The organism is Caulobacter sp. GW821-FHT10C03, assembly GCF_059415485.1.
Genome location: NZ_JBWKNI010000008.1, coordinates 131,197 through 145,865, shown reverse-complemented (window position 1 = coordinate 145,865; position 14,669 = coordinate 131,197). Strand labels below are relative to the sequence as shown.

Below are 14,669 nucleotides of genomic sequence, written 5' to 3'. Positions count from 1 at the left end.
ATATATCGTATAATCTTCTTGACGACGCATCACGCCCCGTCGTTTCTGCAACGAAGTGAAACGGGGGTGAGCCTTGCGGACGAAGACGCGCATGTCGCGACGAGCGACCTTGTGGATGACGGCAGGCGCCGTCTTGGCCCTGTCCACGCCGGTGATTTCCGTCGCCGCGACAACGACCAAGTCCGCTTCGACCGCGACAGCCCCCTCCCCCCAGCCGCCGATCGCCGAACGTTACCGCAAGGCCGACGCCTTCCTGCGCCAGAACCTGGCCAAGCTGATCGTCGACGCCGACCTGCAGCCGGCCTTCACCGACGACGGCAAGGGCCTCCTCTATCTGAAGGGCAAGGCTGGCGAGCAGTTGGTCCGCTTTGTCGATCTGGCCACCAAGCAGGACCGCGTCCTGACCGACGACCGCGCCCTGGCCGGCAAGCTGTCGGCTGCGCTAGGCAAGCCCGTTGCGGCCGACGGCCTGTGGCTCGCCCGCCTGGCCTACGACACCGCCGGCGGCGCGCTCTCCTTCGACGCTCAGGGCAAGCGCTGGACTCTCTCGGCCAAGGGCGAGCTGGCCGAAGCGCACGAAGCCGAATGGAACCCGGCCCTGTCGCCTGACGGCCGCTTCGAGATCATCGCCCGCGACTTCAACCTCTTCGCCCGCGAACTGAAGACTGGCCGCGAGATCGCCCTGACCACCGACGGCGTGCGCGAACAGCCCTACGGCCGCGGCATCCCGCAACTGGCCGACATCCTGAAGGCCGGCCGCGAAGAGCCGGACATGCCGGTGTCGGTGCGCTGGTCGCCCGACGGCTCCAAGATCCTGACCTGGCGGCTCGACACCCGGGGCGTTGAACGCCTCTCCATCACCCAGCAGAACCCCGGCGGCCTCTATCCGCGCAGCTTCGCCTACGTCTATCCGCTGGCAGGCGCGAAAGTGCTGCCGCAGGCCACGCGCCTGGTGATCGACATCGATCAGGCCTTCAAGGACGGCAAGGCCAAGCAGGTCGCGCTGCAGATCCCCAGCGAGTCGCTGCTCTATCCGGCCGATCCCGACCTGGGATGGATCGGCGACCACGTCCGTGTGCAGTGGACCGAGCGCGGCTATGGCCAGCTCGTCGTCTATTCGGCCGATCCCAAGACCGGGGCTGCGACCGTGGTGGCGCGCGAGGCCGTCAAGCCGATCGTCACCGTGACCTCCACCCAGATCCAGCCGCAGCCCGAGCTCGGCGGCGAACTGGTGATCTCCGAGCGCTCGGGCTGGGCCCAGCTCTATCTGGTCAAGCCCGACGCCTCCGACGGCGGCGCGGCCCTGACGACCGGTAATTGGGAAGTCCTGTCGATCGAGCACATCGATCCGGCGGCCAAGAGCCTTGTGCTGACCGGCGTCGGTCGCGAGGCCGACCGTAACCCTTACGACCGGGCCCTCTATCGCACGGGCCTGGACGGCGCCGCGCCGCGCCTGCTGACGCCCGAGCCGCTGGACCATGACACCCGCGTCTCGCCGGACGGCCGCTGGTTCGTCGACGCCATGTCGAGCCCGACCCAGCCGACCCGCACCGTGCTGCGCGACGCCGCCGACGGAAAGATCGTGCTGGAGCTCGGCCGCGCCGACGCCAGCGCCCTGGCCGCCGCCGGCTACACGCCGCCCGAGCCCTTCCAGGGCGTGGCCGCCGATGGCAAGACACCGCTCTACGGCATGATCTTCCGCCCGGCCGGCTACGATCCCAAGCGGCGCTATCCGGTGATCGACAACGTCTATACCGGCCCGACCACCACCCAGGTCCCGGTCGAATGGAGCGAAAGCGTCCTGGCCGGCGGCAACAGCGTCGCCCAGATCGGCGCGATCGTGGTGATGATCGACGGCCGCGGCACCTCGCGCCGGGGACAGGCCTTCCGCCTGCCCGCCTACCAGAACCTCGGCGAGGTCGGCCTCGACGACCACATCGCCATGATCAAGCAGATGGCGGCCAAGCATCCCGAGATGGACGCGACCCGGGTCGGCGTCTACGGCGGCTCGGCCGGCGGCTACGACGCCGCTCGCTTCGTGCTGCGCCGGCCCGAGTTCTTCAAGGTCGCCGTCGCCTCGTCGGGCAACCACGACCTGCGCCTGGACAAGGCCTGGTGGCCCGAGGTCTCGATGGGCCTGGCCGACGAGGCCACCTGGGAGCGCAACTCAAACATGTCGGTCGCCGGCAACCTGCAGGGCAAGCTGCTGCTGGTCCACGGCGACATCGACGACAACGTGCCGGTCACCGAGAGCCTTCGCCTGGCCCAGGCCCTGATCAAGGCCGGTCGCGACGTCGACCTGGTGATCCTGCCCAACACCACCCACGCCGTCGGCCAGCCCTTCTTCCACAAGAAGCTGCGCGACTACTTCACCCGTAATCTGCTCGACGAAGCCCCGCCGCCGCTGACCACAGCGGCGACCTCGGCTCCGGTCACGCGATGAGGCGCCCGATGAACAAAGCACGCTCCCTTTCCCTGGCCCTGCTGCTGCTCGCCGGCGCCTCCGCCGCCCTGCCCGTCCCGATGACGGCCTTCGCGCAAGAACCGCCCAAGGAAGAAAAGAAGGTCTTCCCGCCGATCGCCAAGACGGCCTACCGCACCAAGCAGTTCCAGCTCGACCTGCGGACCGACACCCAGACCCTGGCGCGCCTGTCGCCGCTGGGCGAGGCGGCCTTCGACTTCACGCCCGGCGCCCGCGAGGCCGAACGCGCCGAGGACGGCTATGTCCACATCGGCGACATCCATCTGCGGGTTCGCGAGGCCGGCGGCGCCTGGCGCGACTTCAGCTCGGCCCACGCCCGCAAGCCGATCCGCACCCTGAAGGCCGGCGGCGCGGTGCTGGCCGCGGCCGACATCACCGCCTCGCTGGGCGACGGCGCGCCGGTGCGTGTCGAGCGCCGCTGGGTCAACGACAACGGCGTGCTGGCCCTGCGCTTCACCCTGGTCAACACCGGCAAGACGCCGCTGGAGATCGGGGGCCTGGGCCTGCCGATGGTGTTCGACAACATCATCACCGACCGCTCGCTGGAGGAAGCTCACGCCCAGGCCAGCTTCGTCGATCCCTATATCGGCCGCGACGCCGGCTACCTGCAGGTCACCCGCCTGAACGGCAAGGGCCCAGCCCTGCTGGTGCTGCCCGAGAAGGGCACGCCGCTGGAGGCCTATCGCCCGATACGCGAGGCCCGCGCCACGCGTGGCGACGGCGACATCCTCACCGACAAGACCCAGCGCGGCCAGACCGCCGAGGGCTTCTACGACTGGACCGTGGCCAGCCTGGGCTTCGCCGAGAAGGAATGGAAGAACGCCGGCCAGCAGTGGAACACGCCGACCAGCGTCACCCTGCAGCCGGGCGAGAAGCGCGAGATCGGCGTGCGCTTCGTGGCCTCACCCTCGATCCGCGCCATCGAGGACACCCTGGTCGCCAACAAGCGCCCCGTCGCCGTCGGCGTGCCCGGCTACGTGCTGCCCACCGACCAGCAGGGTTCGCTGTTCCTGAAGTCGCCCTCCAAGGTGGCCAAGGTCGAGAGCTTCCCGGCCGGCGCCCTGACCGCCACGGCGAGCGGCGAAGGCAAGGGCTGGGCGCGCTATGACGTGAAGGCCTCGGGCTGGGGCCGCGCGACCCTTTCGATCACCTATGCCGACGGCCAGGTGCAGACGGTCAGCTACTTCGTCACCAAGCCGCTCGAACAGACCATGGCCGACCTTGGCCGCTTCACCACCGAAAAGCAGTGGTTCGACGACAAGGCCGACCCGTTCGGTCGCTCGCCGGCGATCCTCAGCTACGATCGCGAGACCAACAAGATCGTCACCCAGGACTCGCGGGTCTGGGTCGCGGGCATGAGCGACGAGGGCGGCGCCGGCGCCTGGGTGGCGGCGATCATGAAGCAGCTCGACAACCCCGACGCCGGCGAAGTCTCCCGGCTGGAGCGGATGGTCGACGAGACCGTGGTGGGCAACCTGCAGGTCGCCGACGGCCCGCAGGCCGGGGCGGTCAAGAAGAGCCTGTTCTACTATCAGCCCGACGAGCTGCCCAACTACTACGATCCCAAGATCGACTGGCGCTCCTGGACCTCGTGGTCGAAGAAGGACGCCGGTGATCTGGGCCGGTCCTACAACTATCCGCACGTCGCCATCGGCCACTGGGTGCTCTACCGCCTGGCCCGCAACCACCAGGGCCTGGTCACCCGCCACGACTGGCGTTGGTACCTCGACCACGCGCGGATGACCGCCGTGGCGATGATGCGCGACGCCCCCTACTACGCCCAGTTCGGCCAGATGGAGGGCGACGTCTTCGTCGACATCCTGAAGGACCTGAAGCGCGAAGGCATGACCGCCGAGGCGGCCGAGTACGAGGCCCTGATGAAGGGCCGCGCCGATCACTGGAAGACCCTGCCCTATCCGTTCGGCAGCGAGATGGCCTGGGACTCCACCGGCCAGCCCGAGGTCTATGCCTGGATGCGTTATTTCGGCTACCAGCCGCAGGCCGACGAGACCCGCGAGGTGATCCTCGCCTACGACCCCACCATCCCCAGCTGGGGCTACAACGGCAACGCCCGCCGCTATTGGGACTTCCTGTACGGCGGCAAGTATTCGCGCATCGAGCGGCAGATCCACCACTACGGCTCGGCCCTGAACGCGGTGCCGCTGTTCGACGCCTTCCGCGCCGATCCGGCCGACCTGCACCTGCTGCGCGTGGCCTACGGCGGCATGATGGGCGGCATCACCAACATCGACCAGGACGGCTTCGGCTCGGCCGCCTTCCACTCCTATCCCGACATGATGAAGTGGGATCCGCTGACCGGCGACTACGGCATGGGCTTCTTCGGCCATGCCTATGCGGCGGCGACCTATGCGGTGAAGGACCCGACCTTCGGCTGGCTCGGCTTCGGCGGCGACGTCAAGGCCGACGGCGCCGTGGTGCGGATCACGCCCAAGGACGGCGCCCGCGCCCGCCTGTTCGTCGCTCCCGTCGGCGCCTGGCTGACGCTGGAAGCCGGCAAGATCGAGGCGGCGACCTACGCCCCGGCCACCGGCGAGATCACGCTCACCCTCGCGGCCACCGATGCGGCCACCCCGGCGGCGCGCCTGCTGGTCGAGGCCACCACGGCCGGCGCCAAGACGTACGTTCCGGCGGAAGGAACCTTCGAGCGCGGCGCCTACACCGTGCCGCTCGGCGACAAGGCCAAGACGATCGTCCTACGTCCACGATAGATCCGGCGGACGCCCCTTCTACGAACGCCGTCGCTCCCGAGCGGCGGCGTTTTCGTTTGATTGGCGAGCGTGAGAAGCCGCTCCTGCTCAAGCCAGGTCAGTTGTTGGTCAGCTTAGAGTTTTATCTGATATACGATGAACGAAGCAGCGCCGCCGGTCGCGGCCTTGGAAGATACTCCGTTCATCATGAGCATTATTGTTCGCACGCTCTCAGAGCAGACCTACGAAGTCGTCCGCCTCAAGATCCTGATGGGCGACATGTCGCCGGGAACCGCCGTGCGCCAGGACGCCATCGCCGCCGAGCTCGGCGTCTCCAAGATCCCTTTGCGCGAGGCCCTGAGCCGGCTGGAGCAGGACGGCCTGCTAAGCTCCTACCCCAATCGCGGCTACGTCGTACGCGGCGTCTCGACCGAGGAAGCCAGCGAGGTCTTCGTCCTGCGCCTGAAGCTGGAGCCGGGCGCGGCCGCCAAGGCCGCCGTCAAGGCCGGCCCCGAAGATCATGAGCGAGCCGAAGCCGCGCTGACGGCCCTCGAAACCGCGCTCGGCAGGCCGGACGGCGACCACGTCAGCCACAACCGCGCCTTCCACATGTCGCTGGTCCGCCCCGGCGGCCACATCACCAGCCAGTTGGTCGAACGCCTGCAGATCCTGTCGGAGCGCTATGTGCGCATCCACCTGGAGCCCTTCGGTCGCGACGAGCGCGCCAGCCGCGAGCACCGGGAAATCCTCGAGGCCTGGAAGGCCGGGGACGCCGCCAAGGTCGAGGCCCTGCTCGCCGAGCACATCCAGGGCACGCTGGACGACCTGCGCCAGCAACTGGCGCTCAAGCAGGGCTGAACCGCGCGCCGCCCCTAGCGCAGCCGCGCCAGGACCCAGTCGGCGAGCGCCTCGCGCCCAGCAGCGGGATCCTCGTCCGCCCGGCAGGCGAACCAGATGGCCGACAGCAGGCGTGAGGCGACGCCAGCGGCCAGCACCACCTCTTCGGCGGAACGCCCGGTGACCCGGCCAAGGGAGTCGCGCAGGGTGCCGCCGTGGGAGTAGCGGATCACCGCCCCCGCCCCGGCGAGATCGGCGCGGCGCAGGGCCGCCAGGAACAGCCGACGGCGGCGCAGGACCGGGCTGGCGGGGCGTTCGGCGCGGGCGTGGAAGGTCAGCACTTCGCGCAGTCGCTCCAGGGTCAGCACCTCGTCGATGTGGGGCGCAGTCTCCGCGGCCTCGAGGGCCTCGGCCTCCATGGCAGCCACCTGGCCGCGGATCGCGCCGCCGACCAGGTCCTCGACCGTGCGGAAGTAGTGCGTCACCGCCCCCGTCGTCACGCCGGCTCGGGCGGCGACGGCTCGGTGCGTCAGGCCAGCCAGACCCTTTTCCTCCACGACCTCGGCGGCGGCGGCGGCGATGCGCATGGCCGACAGCGGCACCGAGCCGTGCGGGCGGGCCCCGGCCGCGCGTTCGGCCGCCAGCAGGGCTCCGGCCTCGGGCCGGGCGGGAGCGTCCAGCCAGACGGCGGCGAAGTGATCGACCATGTCGCGCAGCACCGCCCGCTCCAGGGCCGGCGACCAGGGCGACAAGTGATAGAGCGCCTCGGACTCGAAGAAAGCGTGCAAGGCCCGCCCGGCGATCGGCGGCAGATCGAGCGCCTGGGCCGTCTCGCGCCAGAAACCCGCCCAGGCCCGCGTCCAGTCCAAGCCCGCGCCCTCGGCGACGGCTTCTTGGTAGAGCAGCGCCAGGGGACGAGCCGGCCCCGTCCATTCGATCAGCATGTGCTCCAGCGCCCGCGCCGCGCCGTCGGGTCCGGGTGGAAGCATGGCGACTTCGCGCGCCCGCGCCGCCAGCCAGTCGCTCGCCTCCTGCGCCCCGAGGGCGAAGGCTGACGATAACAACTGTTCCATTCCGCCCAGGTTGTAGTTGATGGCGCTGGGCGAAACGCCGGCCGCCCCGGCCACGGCGCGGGCCGTCGCCGCGGCGATTCCCTCCTGCGCCACGAGCCGCGCGGCGGCCTGGATCAAGCGTGAGGCGCGATCTGCGCTCTCGCTTAAATCCCGCATTGATCGAGGTTCCAGCGCGAAGGTCGCGGATGGCGGCGATACGGTCATGCCCCATGATCCTCAGCCGCCCCTGTCGGCGCAAGCCTCGCGCTCACCGAACGGCGACCTTCACGAATACGATACATAACGTTCGTTCCAGTTTCATGGAGGCTGGCTACTCGCCCCGCATCGCAGACGCTGAGACGTCGCGCTTCAGGGGATAGAGACATGCGACAGACTTCCGACCGCGCCGCGCTGCGCGCCGCCCTTTTGGCGAGCGCCGCGGCCCTGGCCATCGCCGCCCAGGCGCGCGCCGCCGACTTGCCCGTCGCCGACACGGCCGCGGCTCCGGGCGGCGACTCCGCCGCCATCAGCCTCGACGAGGTCGTGGTCACCGCCCAGAAGCGCAAGACCAACCTGCAGGACACCCCGATCTCGATCTCGGCCATGGACGCCGAGGCCCTGAAGGCCCGTAACGTCCAATCGGTAGAGGACCTGGGCGACGGCTCGATCCCTTCGCTGCGCGTGGCTCCGTTCTTCTCGCGCAAGTCGGCCCTGACCATCGGCATGCGCGGCATCGGCGCCCTGGGCGACGCCAACCAGCCGGCCCGTGACCAGGCCGTCGGCGTCTATGTCAACGGCGTCTATATGGGCCGCGCCCAGGGCCTGGGCTCGGCGCTTTACGACGTCGAGCGCATCGAGGTTCTGAAGGGTCCGCAAGGCACGCTGTTCGGCCGCAACACCGAAGGCGGCGCAGTCAGCATCATCACCAAGGCCCCGACCGGCCAGTTCGGCATGAACACCACGCTCGGCTACGGCAACTACAACGCCTACAAGGCCGAGACCCATATCGACCTGCCCGAGATCCACGACGTCAGCATCAAGATCGACGCCCTGCTCAGCAAGCGCGACGGCACCGTCACCAACCCGACCACCTCGGGCCAGCCGGACTTCAACAGCTACGACAAGCGCGGCGTGAGCGTCGAAGCCCTGTGGCGTCCGAACGACAACTTCAGCGCCGACTACGCCTTCGACTCCTCGTACGACGGTTCGACGCCCTACTACGTCCAGCTTGAGAAGAAGGGCCTCTACGCCCTGGCCCCTATGCTGAAGACGCAGTCCGACCGTGCCGAAAGCGCCAATGTCGGCGTGCCCCTGCAAGTGAGCGACGGCGACACCTGGGGCCACCGCCTGAACCTGAACTGGAAGCTGGGCGACAACCTCGAACTGAAGTCGATCAGCTCGTACCGCAAGCTGCAGCAGAACCAGTTCGACAACGGCTCGGAGATGCTGTCGGTCTATTCGCCGGGCGGGACCTTCGCCCGCTACAGCGTCGCCCGCTTCTGGCAGGACCAGGCCAGCGAGGAGCTGCAACTGGTCGGCAAGACCGACCGCATCGACTACGTGTTCGGCGCCTTCTATTTCCGTGAGAACGTGCGCGACAACGCCCAGACGCCGAACTCCCTGCAGTGGAATTCGACCGGCACGGCCTACAGCTACCTGTCGCTGAACTTCGACACGATCGCGCTGGACCGGGCCAGCCACGCCAAGACCACCAGCTACGGCGCCTTCGGCCAGGCCTCGTGGACCCCGGCCGTGCTCGACGACCGCCTGCACGTCACCGCCGGCGGCCGCTTCACCACCGACAAGAAGAGCGGCACGCTCGACATCGTCAACGGCGCCCTGCCCAGCTACGTCAACGGCGCCGGGACGACGATCACCGGCATCATCCCGTTCGACGCCAAGTGGAACCACTTCGACCCGATGGTCAGCGTCGCCTTCGACGTGACGCCGGACGTCAACGTCTACGGTCGCTGGAGCACCGGCTACAAGGCCGGCGGCGCCAACTCGCGCTCGCTGACCTATCGCACCTTCGATCCCGAGAAGGTCAAGATGTTCGAGGTCGGCGCCAAGACCGAGTTCTGGGACAACCGCGCCCGCGTGAACGTCGCGGCCTATACCGGCGACATCACCGACGCCCAGGTCGACTTCAGCGTCACCATCCTCAACCAGAACCGCGGCACGCTGGAAACCACCAACGCCGCCAGCGCCACGACCAAGGGCCTTGAGCTGGACTTCGCCTTCAAGGTCACCGACGGCCTGACGCTGTCGGGCGGCTACGCCTACACCGACCTTAAGCTGTCGAAGGCCTACAACCCCTTCACCGACACGATGGCGACCATCTATCCGCTCTACAGCCCCAAGAACGCCGGCAGCCTGGCGGCCGACTACCGTCGCCCGTTCCTCGGCGCGACGCTGAAGGCCCACCTCGATGCGAACTGGTCCGACGGCCAGTACACCACCACCACCGACCCGACGCTCAGCGACAAGTCGTTCATCGTCAACGGCCGCCTGACCCTGGCCGACATCGCCATGGGCGACAACCAGCCCGACCTGCAGCTGTCGATCTGGTCGCGCAACCTGCTCGACGAGTCGCACGCCTTCATGCGCAACACCAACGTCGCCCTGGGGACCTACGCCATCTACAACGAGCCGCGCACCTTCGGCATCGAAGCCAACGTGAAGTTCTAAACCCATGAAAAATCAAAAGATCGACCGTCGCGGCTTCATGGCCGCGACGCTGGGCGGCGGCGCGATGATCGCCGTCTCCCCCGCCACCACCCTCGCCGCCGCACCGCGCCTGGAGGCCAAGGCCGAGCGCGCCGGCCCGGACGCCCTGCGTCTTAGCTGGACCGGCGCGGCCGCCGCCTCGGTGTTCGCCTCCAGCGATCCCGACGCCAAGCGCGCCGCCATGCGCCCTGCCAAGGTCGCCGTCGCCGGCGGATCGGCCGACGTCCAGGCCCCGGTCTCGCCGCGTCCATACTTCCTGGTCGCCGCCGCCGACGGCCGCGCCACCCGCGTGGCCGAGCGCCTGCTGCCGCTGCAAGGCGGCCGCAACTTCCGCGACCTGGGCGGCTGGTACGCCGCCGACGGCCGCCAGGTGAAGTGGGGCAAACTCTATCGCTCGGGCGTGACCAGCGGCCTGACCGACGGCGACCTCGACTATCTGGGCAAGCTGGGCGTCTCGGTGATCTGCGACCTGCGCAACCCGCAGGAACGGGCGGCCGAGCCCAGCGCCTTCCTGAAGGTCGCCGGCGCCAAGGTCGCGGCCTTCGACTACGACATGAACGCCTCGATGAGCATGCTGGCGGGCCTGAAGACCCGCGACCAGGCCGTCGACGCCTTCGCCGCGGCCTATGTCGCCTTCCTCGACACCCTGCAGCCGCACTTCACCGACATGTTCGCCCGGCTCGTGGCCGGCGAGGCGCCGCTGGCGTTCAACTGCTCGGCCGGCAAGGATCGCACGGGCACGGCCGCGGCTCTGATCCTGTCGATCCTCGGCGTGCCGCGCGAAACGGTGCTGGCCGACTACGCCCTGACCCAGGTCTACACCCCGCCGTCGATGTACAAGGCGCAGATGGCCAAGGCCGGGGCCGGCGCGACCGGCGGCATGACGGTCGAGCAGATGAAGGCCTTCGCGGCCATGCCGCCCGAGGTGCTGGACGTGATCATGGGCTCGGATCCGGAAGTCATGCGCCGCGCCCTGGGCCAGATCGACGCCAAGTTCGGCGGCCCGACCGCCCTGGCCAAGGCCCGCTTCGGCCTGACCGACAGCGGCGTCGCCAAGCTGAAGGCGACCTATCTCGTCTAAGGCCGGTCGGGCCTTGGAACGGGTGTCGCGCCGCCTCCTTCGGGAGCGGCGCGGCATTTCCTCCCGACCCTCTCGACCGCGCTATAGGGCGGCTCCGACGGAGCCGCCCAGCGCTAGGTCCAGCGCCCTGTCGAGTTCGCCCTTCCACGCCGCCGGCGGCATGAAGGAATGGCGCACGCCATTGGCGACGAACAGCCGCGCCGAGGGCGTCTGGGCCACGAACGCCTCGACCGCGCCGCCGGCGCAGCCGTGCTCCTTGCCGCCCTCGACCAGCCCCCAGCCGACCTTGAGATCGACGGGGCGGTAGACCCAGCCGGGCACGTATTTCATCCGGAAGCCCATGGTATGCCCCTCGGCGTCGCCGACGGGATTGACCGTGTTTTGGTCCGGGCAGAAGCCGGCGGTGACCAGGCCGGCCACATCGCCGGGCCGCGCCTGGGCGGCGGCCGCGTAGGCCAGGGTCGCCCCGGCCGAATAGCCGCCGAAATAGATGGGGCCCTCGGCGTGATAGCGGCGCGCCCCGTCGGCCGCGACGGCCTTCATCTCGCCGGCGAGATCATAGGGCGCCTTGCCCTTGGCCATGCGCGCCATGGTCGGATTGACGTCGAGGCCGAGCGCGAGAACGCCGCGCTGGGCCAGGGCCTCGACCATCCGGCCGCTGGCCTCCCAGGGCTTCCAGCCACCGTCGCCCGACAGCACCACTGCCACGCCCCGCGGCGCTCCGGCGGGCGCGAAGACGTGAACAGCGCCGAGGTCGGCATACGGATAGCTCGCCGTCTCGGCGGGAACGGACGCCGAGAGCGCGGCGGCTGCGGCCATGGCGACGACGGGAAGGGACATTCGGCTTGCTCCGAGGCTGGAACAGGGAAAGGCCGCGACGCTGGGGGGACGGAGCGCCGCGGCCTCTTGGGGAGGGGTCTTTGAAGTTCGGGTTTTAGTGTCTGGAACGGAGGGGGCGCGGCGATCAGGCCGGCTTGGCGTGGCGCATGGCGTGAGCCTTCTTCTTGGCGGCGGTCTTGTGCACGGCCGGCTTGGTGGTCTTCGCGGCCTTGGCGGGGGTGGCGACCTTGGTCACGGTCTTGGCCGGCTTGGCGGTCGCCGGGGCCGAGGCCGGGGCGACCGCGGCGCTGGCCGAGGCGGCGACGGCCAGGCCGGCGGTCGAGAGGACGGCGGCGGCGAGGATGGCGCGGATGGTCACGATGATCTCTCCTAGGGCTGTCTTGCGGCGGGAAGCGCCGATGGAGATCACCCTGAAGCCGCGCCCTGACGCGTTGCGCTCACCAACCTTACAACGGCGCCAGGAACCGCCCCCGAACCTTACAAATCTGCGAGACGGGCGCCGTAAACCCGCAAGGGCGGTAAGGCTTTATGATCTCGCGCCGACGCTCACGGGCGCGGCCCAGGAACGCCCAGCCATGCCCCCTCGCCCACTGCCGATCGCCACACTGCTCATCGTCAGCCTGTGCGCCTCGACGCCGGCCCTGGCCTCCGCCCTCCCGCGCAAAACGCCGCCCTCCCGCACCGAGATCGCCAAGCGCGCCGCCTGCGAGAAGGTCTGGGCCGCCCAGAAGGTTCGCCACGGCGCGCGCCAGGCCTTCGTCGCCGCCTGCGTCGCCAAGGGCTAGCTCCTCGCGACGACGCGAGGCACTCTGACCTGTCGCCCAAGGAGTATCGATGAGCCGACGGATCCTGGTGGTCGAGGACGACGCCGACACCGCCGAATACATCCTCAAGGGCCTGCGCGAGGCGGGCTTCACCGCCGAGCACGTCGCCGACGGCCGCGACGGCCTCTACATGGCCAGCAGTTCCGACTTCGACGCCGTGGTCATGGACCGGATGCTGCCGGGCATGGACGGACTGTCGGTGACCAAGGCCGTGCGCGCGGCCGGCGTGCAGACCCCGATCCTGATCCTCAGCGCCCTGGCCCACCTGGACGAGCGGGTCACCGGCCTGCGCGCCGGCGCCGACGACTACCTGACCAAGCCCTTCGGTTTCGCCGAGCTGGCCGCGCGGCTGGAGAACCTGATGCGCCGCGGCGGCGCCAAGCCGGTCGAGACCAGCCTGGCCTGCGGCGACTTGACGCTCGACCTGCTGTCGCGGCGCGTGACCCGGGCCGGCCGGACGCTGGAACTGCTGCCGCGCGAGCTGAAGCTGCTTGAATACTTCCTGCGCCACCGCGACCGGGTGGTGACCCGCACCATGCTGCTGGAGGAGGTGTGGGACTATCGCTTCGACCCGCACACCAGCCTGATCGACACCCACATCAGCCGCCTGCGCAAGAAGATCGACGAGGGCTTCGACAAGCCCCTACTGCACACCGTGCGCGGCTCGGGCTATCGCCTGTCGGAAGCGCCTTGAGCCGCCCCCGCCCCGTGCGGGGCGCCCGGCCCGCGACCCTGGCCCTGGTGGTGGCCGGCGCCGTCGCCCTGGCCCTGGCGATCGGCCTCTTCATCGTCGGCTTCGCCGGCGAGCGGCTGATCGAGCGTCGCCAGCATCTGGTCGCCGAGACGGCGCGGGACTACTTCGTCGCCTTCGCCCACGAGGATGGCCTGGCGGCCATGGCCCGCGCCCTGGACCGCCGCACGCGCAGCGAGGGCGGGGCCTTCGACTACGCCGCCTTCGACAACGACGGACGGCGGGTCGGCGGCGCCAGCCTGTTGACCGCCGAGCAGTTGCCGGCGCCGGGCTACAGCGTCCGCGAGATCGGCGGCGCCGACTACGAGATCCTCGTCCAGCCGATGTCGGTGGGCGGCACGCTGGTGATCTACGAAAACCTCGCCGACCGCCGCGCCTTCCACTGGGCGATCGTCACCGCCGTCGGCGCGACCTTGCTAGTCAGCCTGGTGATCGTCGCCGGCGCGGCCCTGTTCCTGGGCCGCCTGCTGATGCGACGCGCCGAAGGCATCGCCCGCGCGGCCGAGGACATCGCCGGCGGGGATCTCGCCGCCCGCGCGCCGGTCGCCGGGGCGGGCGACGTCTTCGACGACCTGGCGGTCGCCATCAACGCCATGCTGACGCGGATCGAGGAGCTGATGACCGGCATGCGCACGGTCACCGACAGCCTGTCGCACGACCTGCGCTCGCCGCTGACCCGTCTGCGAGGGGCGCTCAATCGCGCCCTGGACGAAGACCTCGCCCAGGTCGACCGCCTGGCGCTGATCGCCGAGGCCGAAGCTGAGTGCGATCAGGTGCTGGCCACCTTCAGCGCCCTGCTCGACATCGCCCGGGCGGAGTCGGGCCTGTCGCGTGACCTGATGGCGCCGCTCGACCTGGCCGAGCTGGTGCGCGACATCGGCGACCTCTTCGAGCCGGTGATCGAGGACGCCGGCCAGGCCCTGGTCGTGACCGCCCCGGACGCCCCGGTCCCGTTCGTCGGCCACGAACTGATCCTGCGCCAGGCCCTGGGCAACCTGCTGCACAACACCGCCCGCTACGCCGGCGACGGCGCCCGCGTCGCCCTGTCGCTGGAAACCGGAGAGGACGGCGGCCCCCGCCTCGTTGTCGCCGACACCGGACCCGGCGTGCCAGCGGCCCAGCGCGGCCGGGTGCTGGAACGGTTCGTGCGGCTGGACGAAACCCGCGCAACGCCGGGCTCGGGCCTGGGCCTGGCCATCGCCGCGGCCTGCGCCAAGCTGCATGGCGGCCGCCTTACCCTGGGCGACAATCGTCCCGGCCTGCGCGTGGTGCTCGACCTGCCCGCCGCCGCGATCGGCTGAACCTCACAGAAAATCCAGGTTCGCGCCAAGTCCCGGTGAGACGCCGGCGCGATCAAGCCCCTCGTC

11 protein-coding genes are annotated in these 14,669 nt (G+C 69.8%); 8 read left to right on the top strand and 3 right to left on the bottom strand.

Annotated elements, in window-relative coordinates; translation table 11 throughout:
* Window positions 1-115 precede the first annotated feature (115 nt).
* From AC07NG_RS13005 to AC07NG_RS12995, 3 genes are all read left to right on the top strand, one after another.
* Window positions 116-2,443 (top strand): S9 family peptidase, encoded by a 2,328-nt coding sequence (locus AC07NG_RS13005; RefSeq protein ID WP_494594418.1) that lies wholly within the window; start codon window positions 116-118, stop codon window positions 2,441-2,443.
* An 8-nt stretch (window positions 2,444-2,451) separates the two neighbouring features.
* A complete protein-coding gene (locus AC07NG_RS13000; RefSeq protein ID WP_494594417.1) occupies window positions 2,452-5,211 on the top strand; it encodes a DUF5695 domain-containing protein in 2,760 nt (919 codons plus the stop codon).
* A 186-nt stretch (window positions 5,212-5,397) separates the two neighbouring features.
* Window positions 5,398-6,048 carry a GntR family transcriptional regulator gene (locus AC07NG_RS12995; protein WP_494594416.1) on the top strand — a complete coding sequence of 217 codons (651 nt, stop codon included), beginning with the start codon at window positions 5,398-5,400 and terminating at the stop codon, window positions 6,046-6,048.
* Window positions 6,049-6,062: 14 nt separating this feature from the next.
* Here AC07NG_RS12995 and AC07NG_RS12990 read toward each other — a convergent pair whose 3' ends face one another.
* Window positions 6,063-7,217: a TetR family transcriptional regulator gene (locus tag AC07NG_RS12990; protein WP_494594415.1), complete on the bottom strand. Its 1,155-nt coding sequence runs from the start codon at window positions 7,215-7,217 to the stop codon at window positions 6,063-6,065.
* Between the two features lie 246 nt (window positions 7,218-7,463).
* On the opposite strand from AC07NG_RS12990, the gene AC07NG_RS12985 reads away from it, so the two are divergent.
* Window positions 7,464-9,767, top strand: coding sequence for a TonB-dependent receptor (locus tag AC07NG_RS12985; RefSeq protein ID WP_494594414.1), 2,304 nt, complete (start codon window positions 7,464-7,466; stop codon window positions 9,765-9,767).
* A 4-nt stretch (window positions 9,768-9,771) separates the two neighbouring features.
* Window positions 9,772-10,887, top strand: a complete 1,116-nt coding sequence (locus AC07NG_RS12980; RefSeq protein ID WP_494594413.1) for a tyrosine-protein phosphatase — start codon at window positions 9,772-9,774, stop codon at window positions 10,885-10,887.
* A gap of 81 nt (window positions 10,888-10,968) precedes the next feature.
* Here the strand turns inward: AC07NG_RS12980 and AC07NG_RS12975 are convergent, their stop codons facing one another.
* Window positions 10,969-11,727 (bottom strand): thioesterase domain-containing protein, encoded by a 759-nt coding sequence (locus AC07NG_RS12975; protein ID WP_492854547.1) that lies wholly within the window; start codon window positions 11,725-11,727, stop codon window positions 10,969-10,971.
* Between the two features lie 124 nt (window positions 11,728-11,851).
* The gene (locus AC07NG_RS12970) at window positions 11,852-12,085 is read right to left on the bottom strand and encodes a hypothetical protein (RefSeq protein WP_494594412.1); all 234 of its coding nucleotides are present in this window, start codon (window positions 12,083-12,085) and stop codon (window positions 11,852-11,854) included.
* 217 nt (window positions 12,086-12,302) lie between these two features.
* Here AC07NG_RS12970 and AC07NG_RS12965 point away from each other — a divergent pair, with 217 nt between their 5' ends.
* From AC07NG_RS12965 to AC07NG_RS12955, 3 genes are read left to right on the top strand one after another with little or no spacing between them, the layout of a single operon-like run.
* Window positions 12,303-12,512, top strand: a complete 210-nt coding sequence (locus tag AC07NG_RS12965; protein ID WP_492854549.1) for a hypothetical protein — start codon at window positions 12,303-12,305, stop codon at window positions 12,510-12,512.
* A gap of 49 nt (window positions 12,513-12,561) precedes the next feature.
* Window positions 12,562-13,245, top strand: coding sequence for a response regulator transcription factor (locus AC07NG_RS12960; protein ID WP_110117620.1), 684 nt, complete (start codon window positions 12,562-12,564; stop codon window positions 13,243-13,245).
* Window positions 13,242-14,603 carry a sensor histidine kinase gene (locus AC07NG_RS12955; protein ID WP_494594411.1) on the top strand — a complete coding sequence of 454 codons (1,362 nt, stop codon included), beginning with the start codon at window positions 13,242-13,244 and terminating at the stop codon, window positions 14,601-14,603. Before AC07NG_RS12960 ends, AC07NG_RS12955 begins: the two co-directional genes overlap by 4 nt.
* The last annotated feature ends 66 nt before the right edge of the window (window positions 14,604-14,669 follow it).

What these genes read in the sequence shown, in the direction of transcription:
- AC07NG_RS13005 (WP_494594418.1), top strand. Translation starts at nt 116, where the DNA reads ATGACGGCAGGCGCCGTCTTGGCCCTGTCCACGCCGGTGATTTCCGTC.
- AC07NG_RS13000 (WP_494594417.1), top strand. Translation starts at nt 2,452, where the DNA reads ATGAACAAAGCACGCTCCCTTTCCCTGGCCCTGCTGCTGCTCGCCGGC.
- AC07NG_RS12995 (WP_494594416.1), top strand. Translation starts at nt 5,398, where the DNA reads ATGAGCATTATTGTTCGCACGCTCTCAGAGCAGACCTACGAAGTCGTC.
- AC07NG_RS12985 (WP_494594414.1), top strand. Translation starts at nt 7,464, where the DNA reads ATGCGACAGACTTCCGACCGCGCCGCGCTGCGCGCCGCCCTTTTGGCG.
- AC07NG_RS12980 (WP_494594413.1), top strand. Translation starts at nt 9,772, where the DNA reads ATGAAAAATCAAAAGATCGACCGTCGCGGCTTCATGGCCGCGACGCTG.
- AC07NG_RS12975 (WP_492854547.1), bottom strand. Translation starts at nt 11,727, where the DNA reads ATGTCCCTTCCCGTCGTCGCCATGGCCGCAGCCGCCGCGCTCTCGGCG.
- AC07NG_RS12965 (WP_492854549.1), top strand. Translation starts at nt 12,303, where the DNA reads ATGCCCCCTCGCCCACTGCCGATCGCCACACTGCTCATCGTCAGCCTG.
- AC07NG_RS12960 (WP_110117620.1), top strand. Translation starts at nt 12,562, where the DNA reads ATGAGCCGACGGATCCTGGTGGTCGAGGACGACGCCGACACCGCCGAA.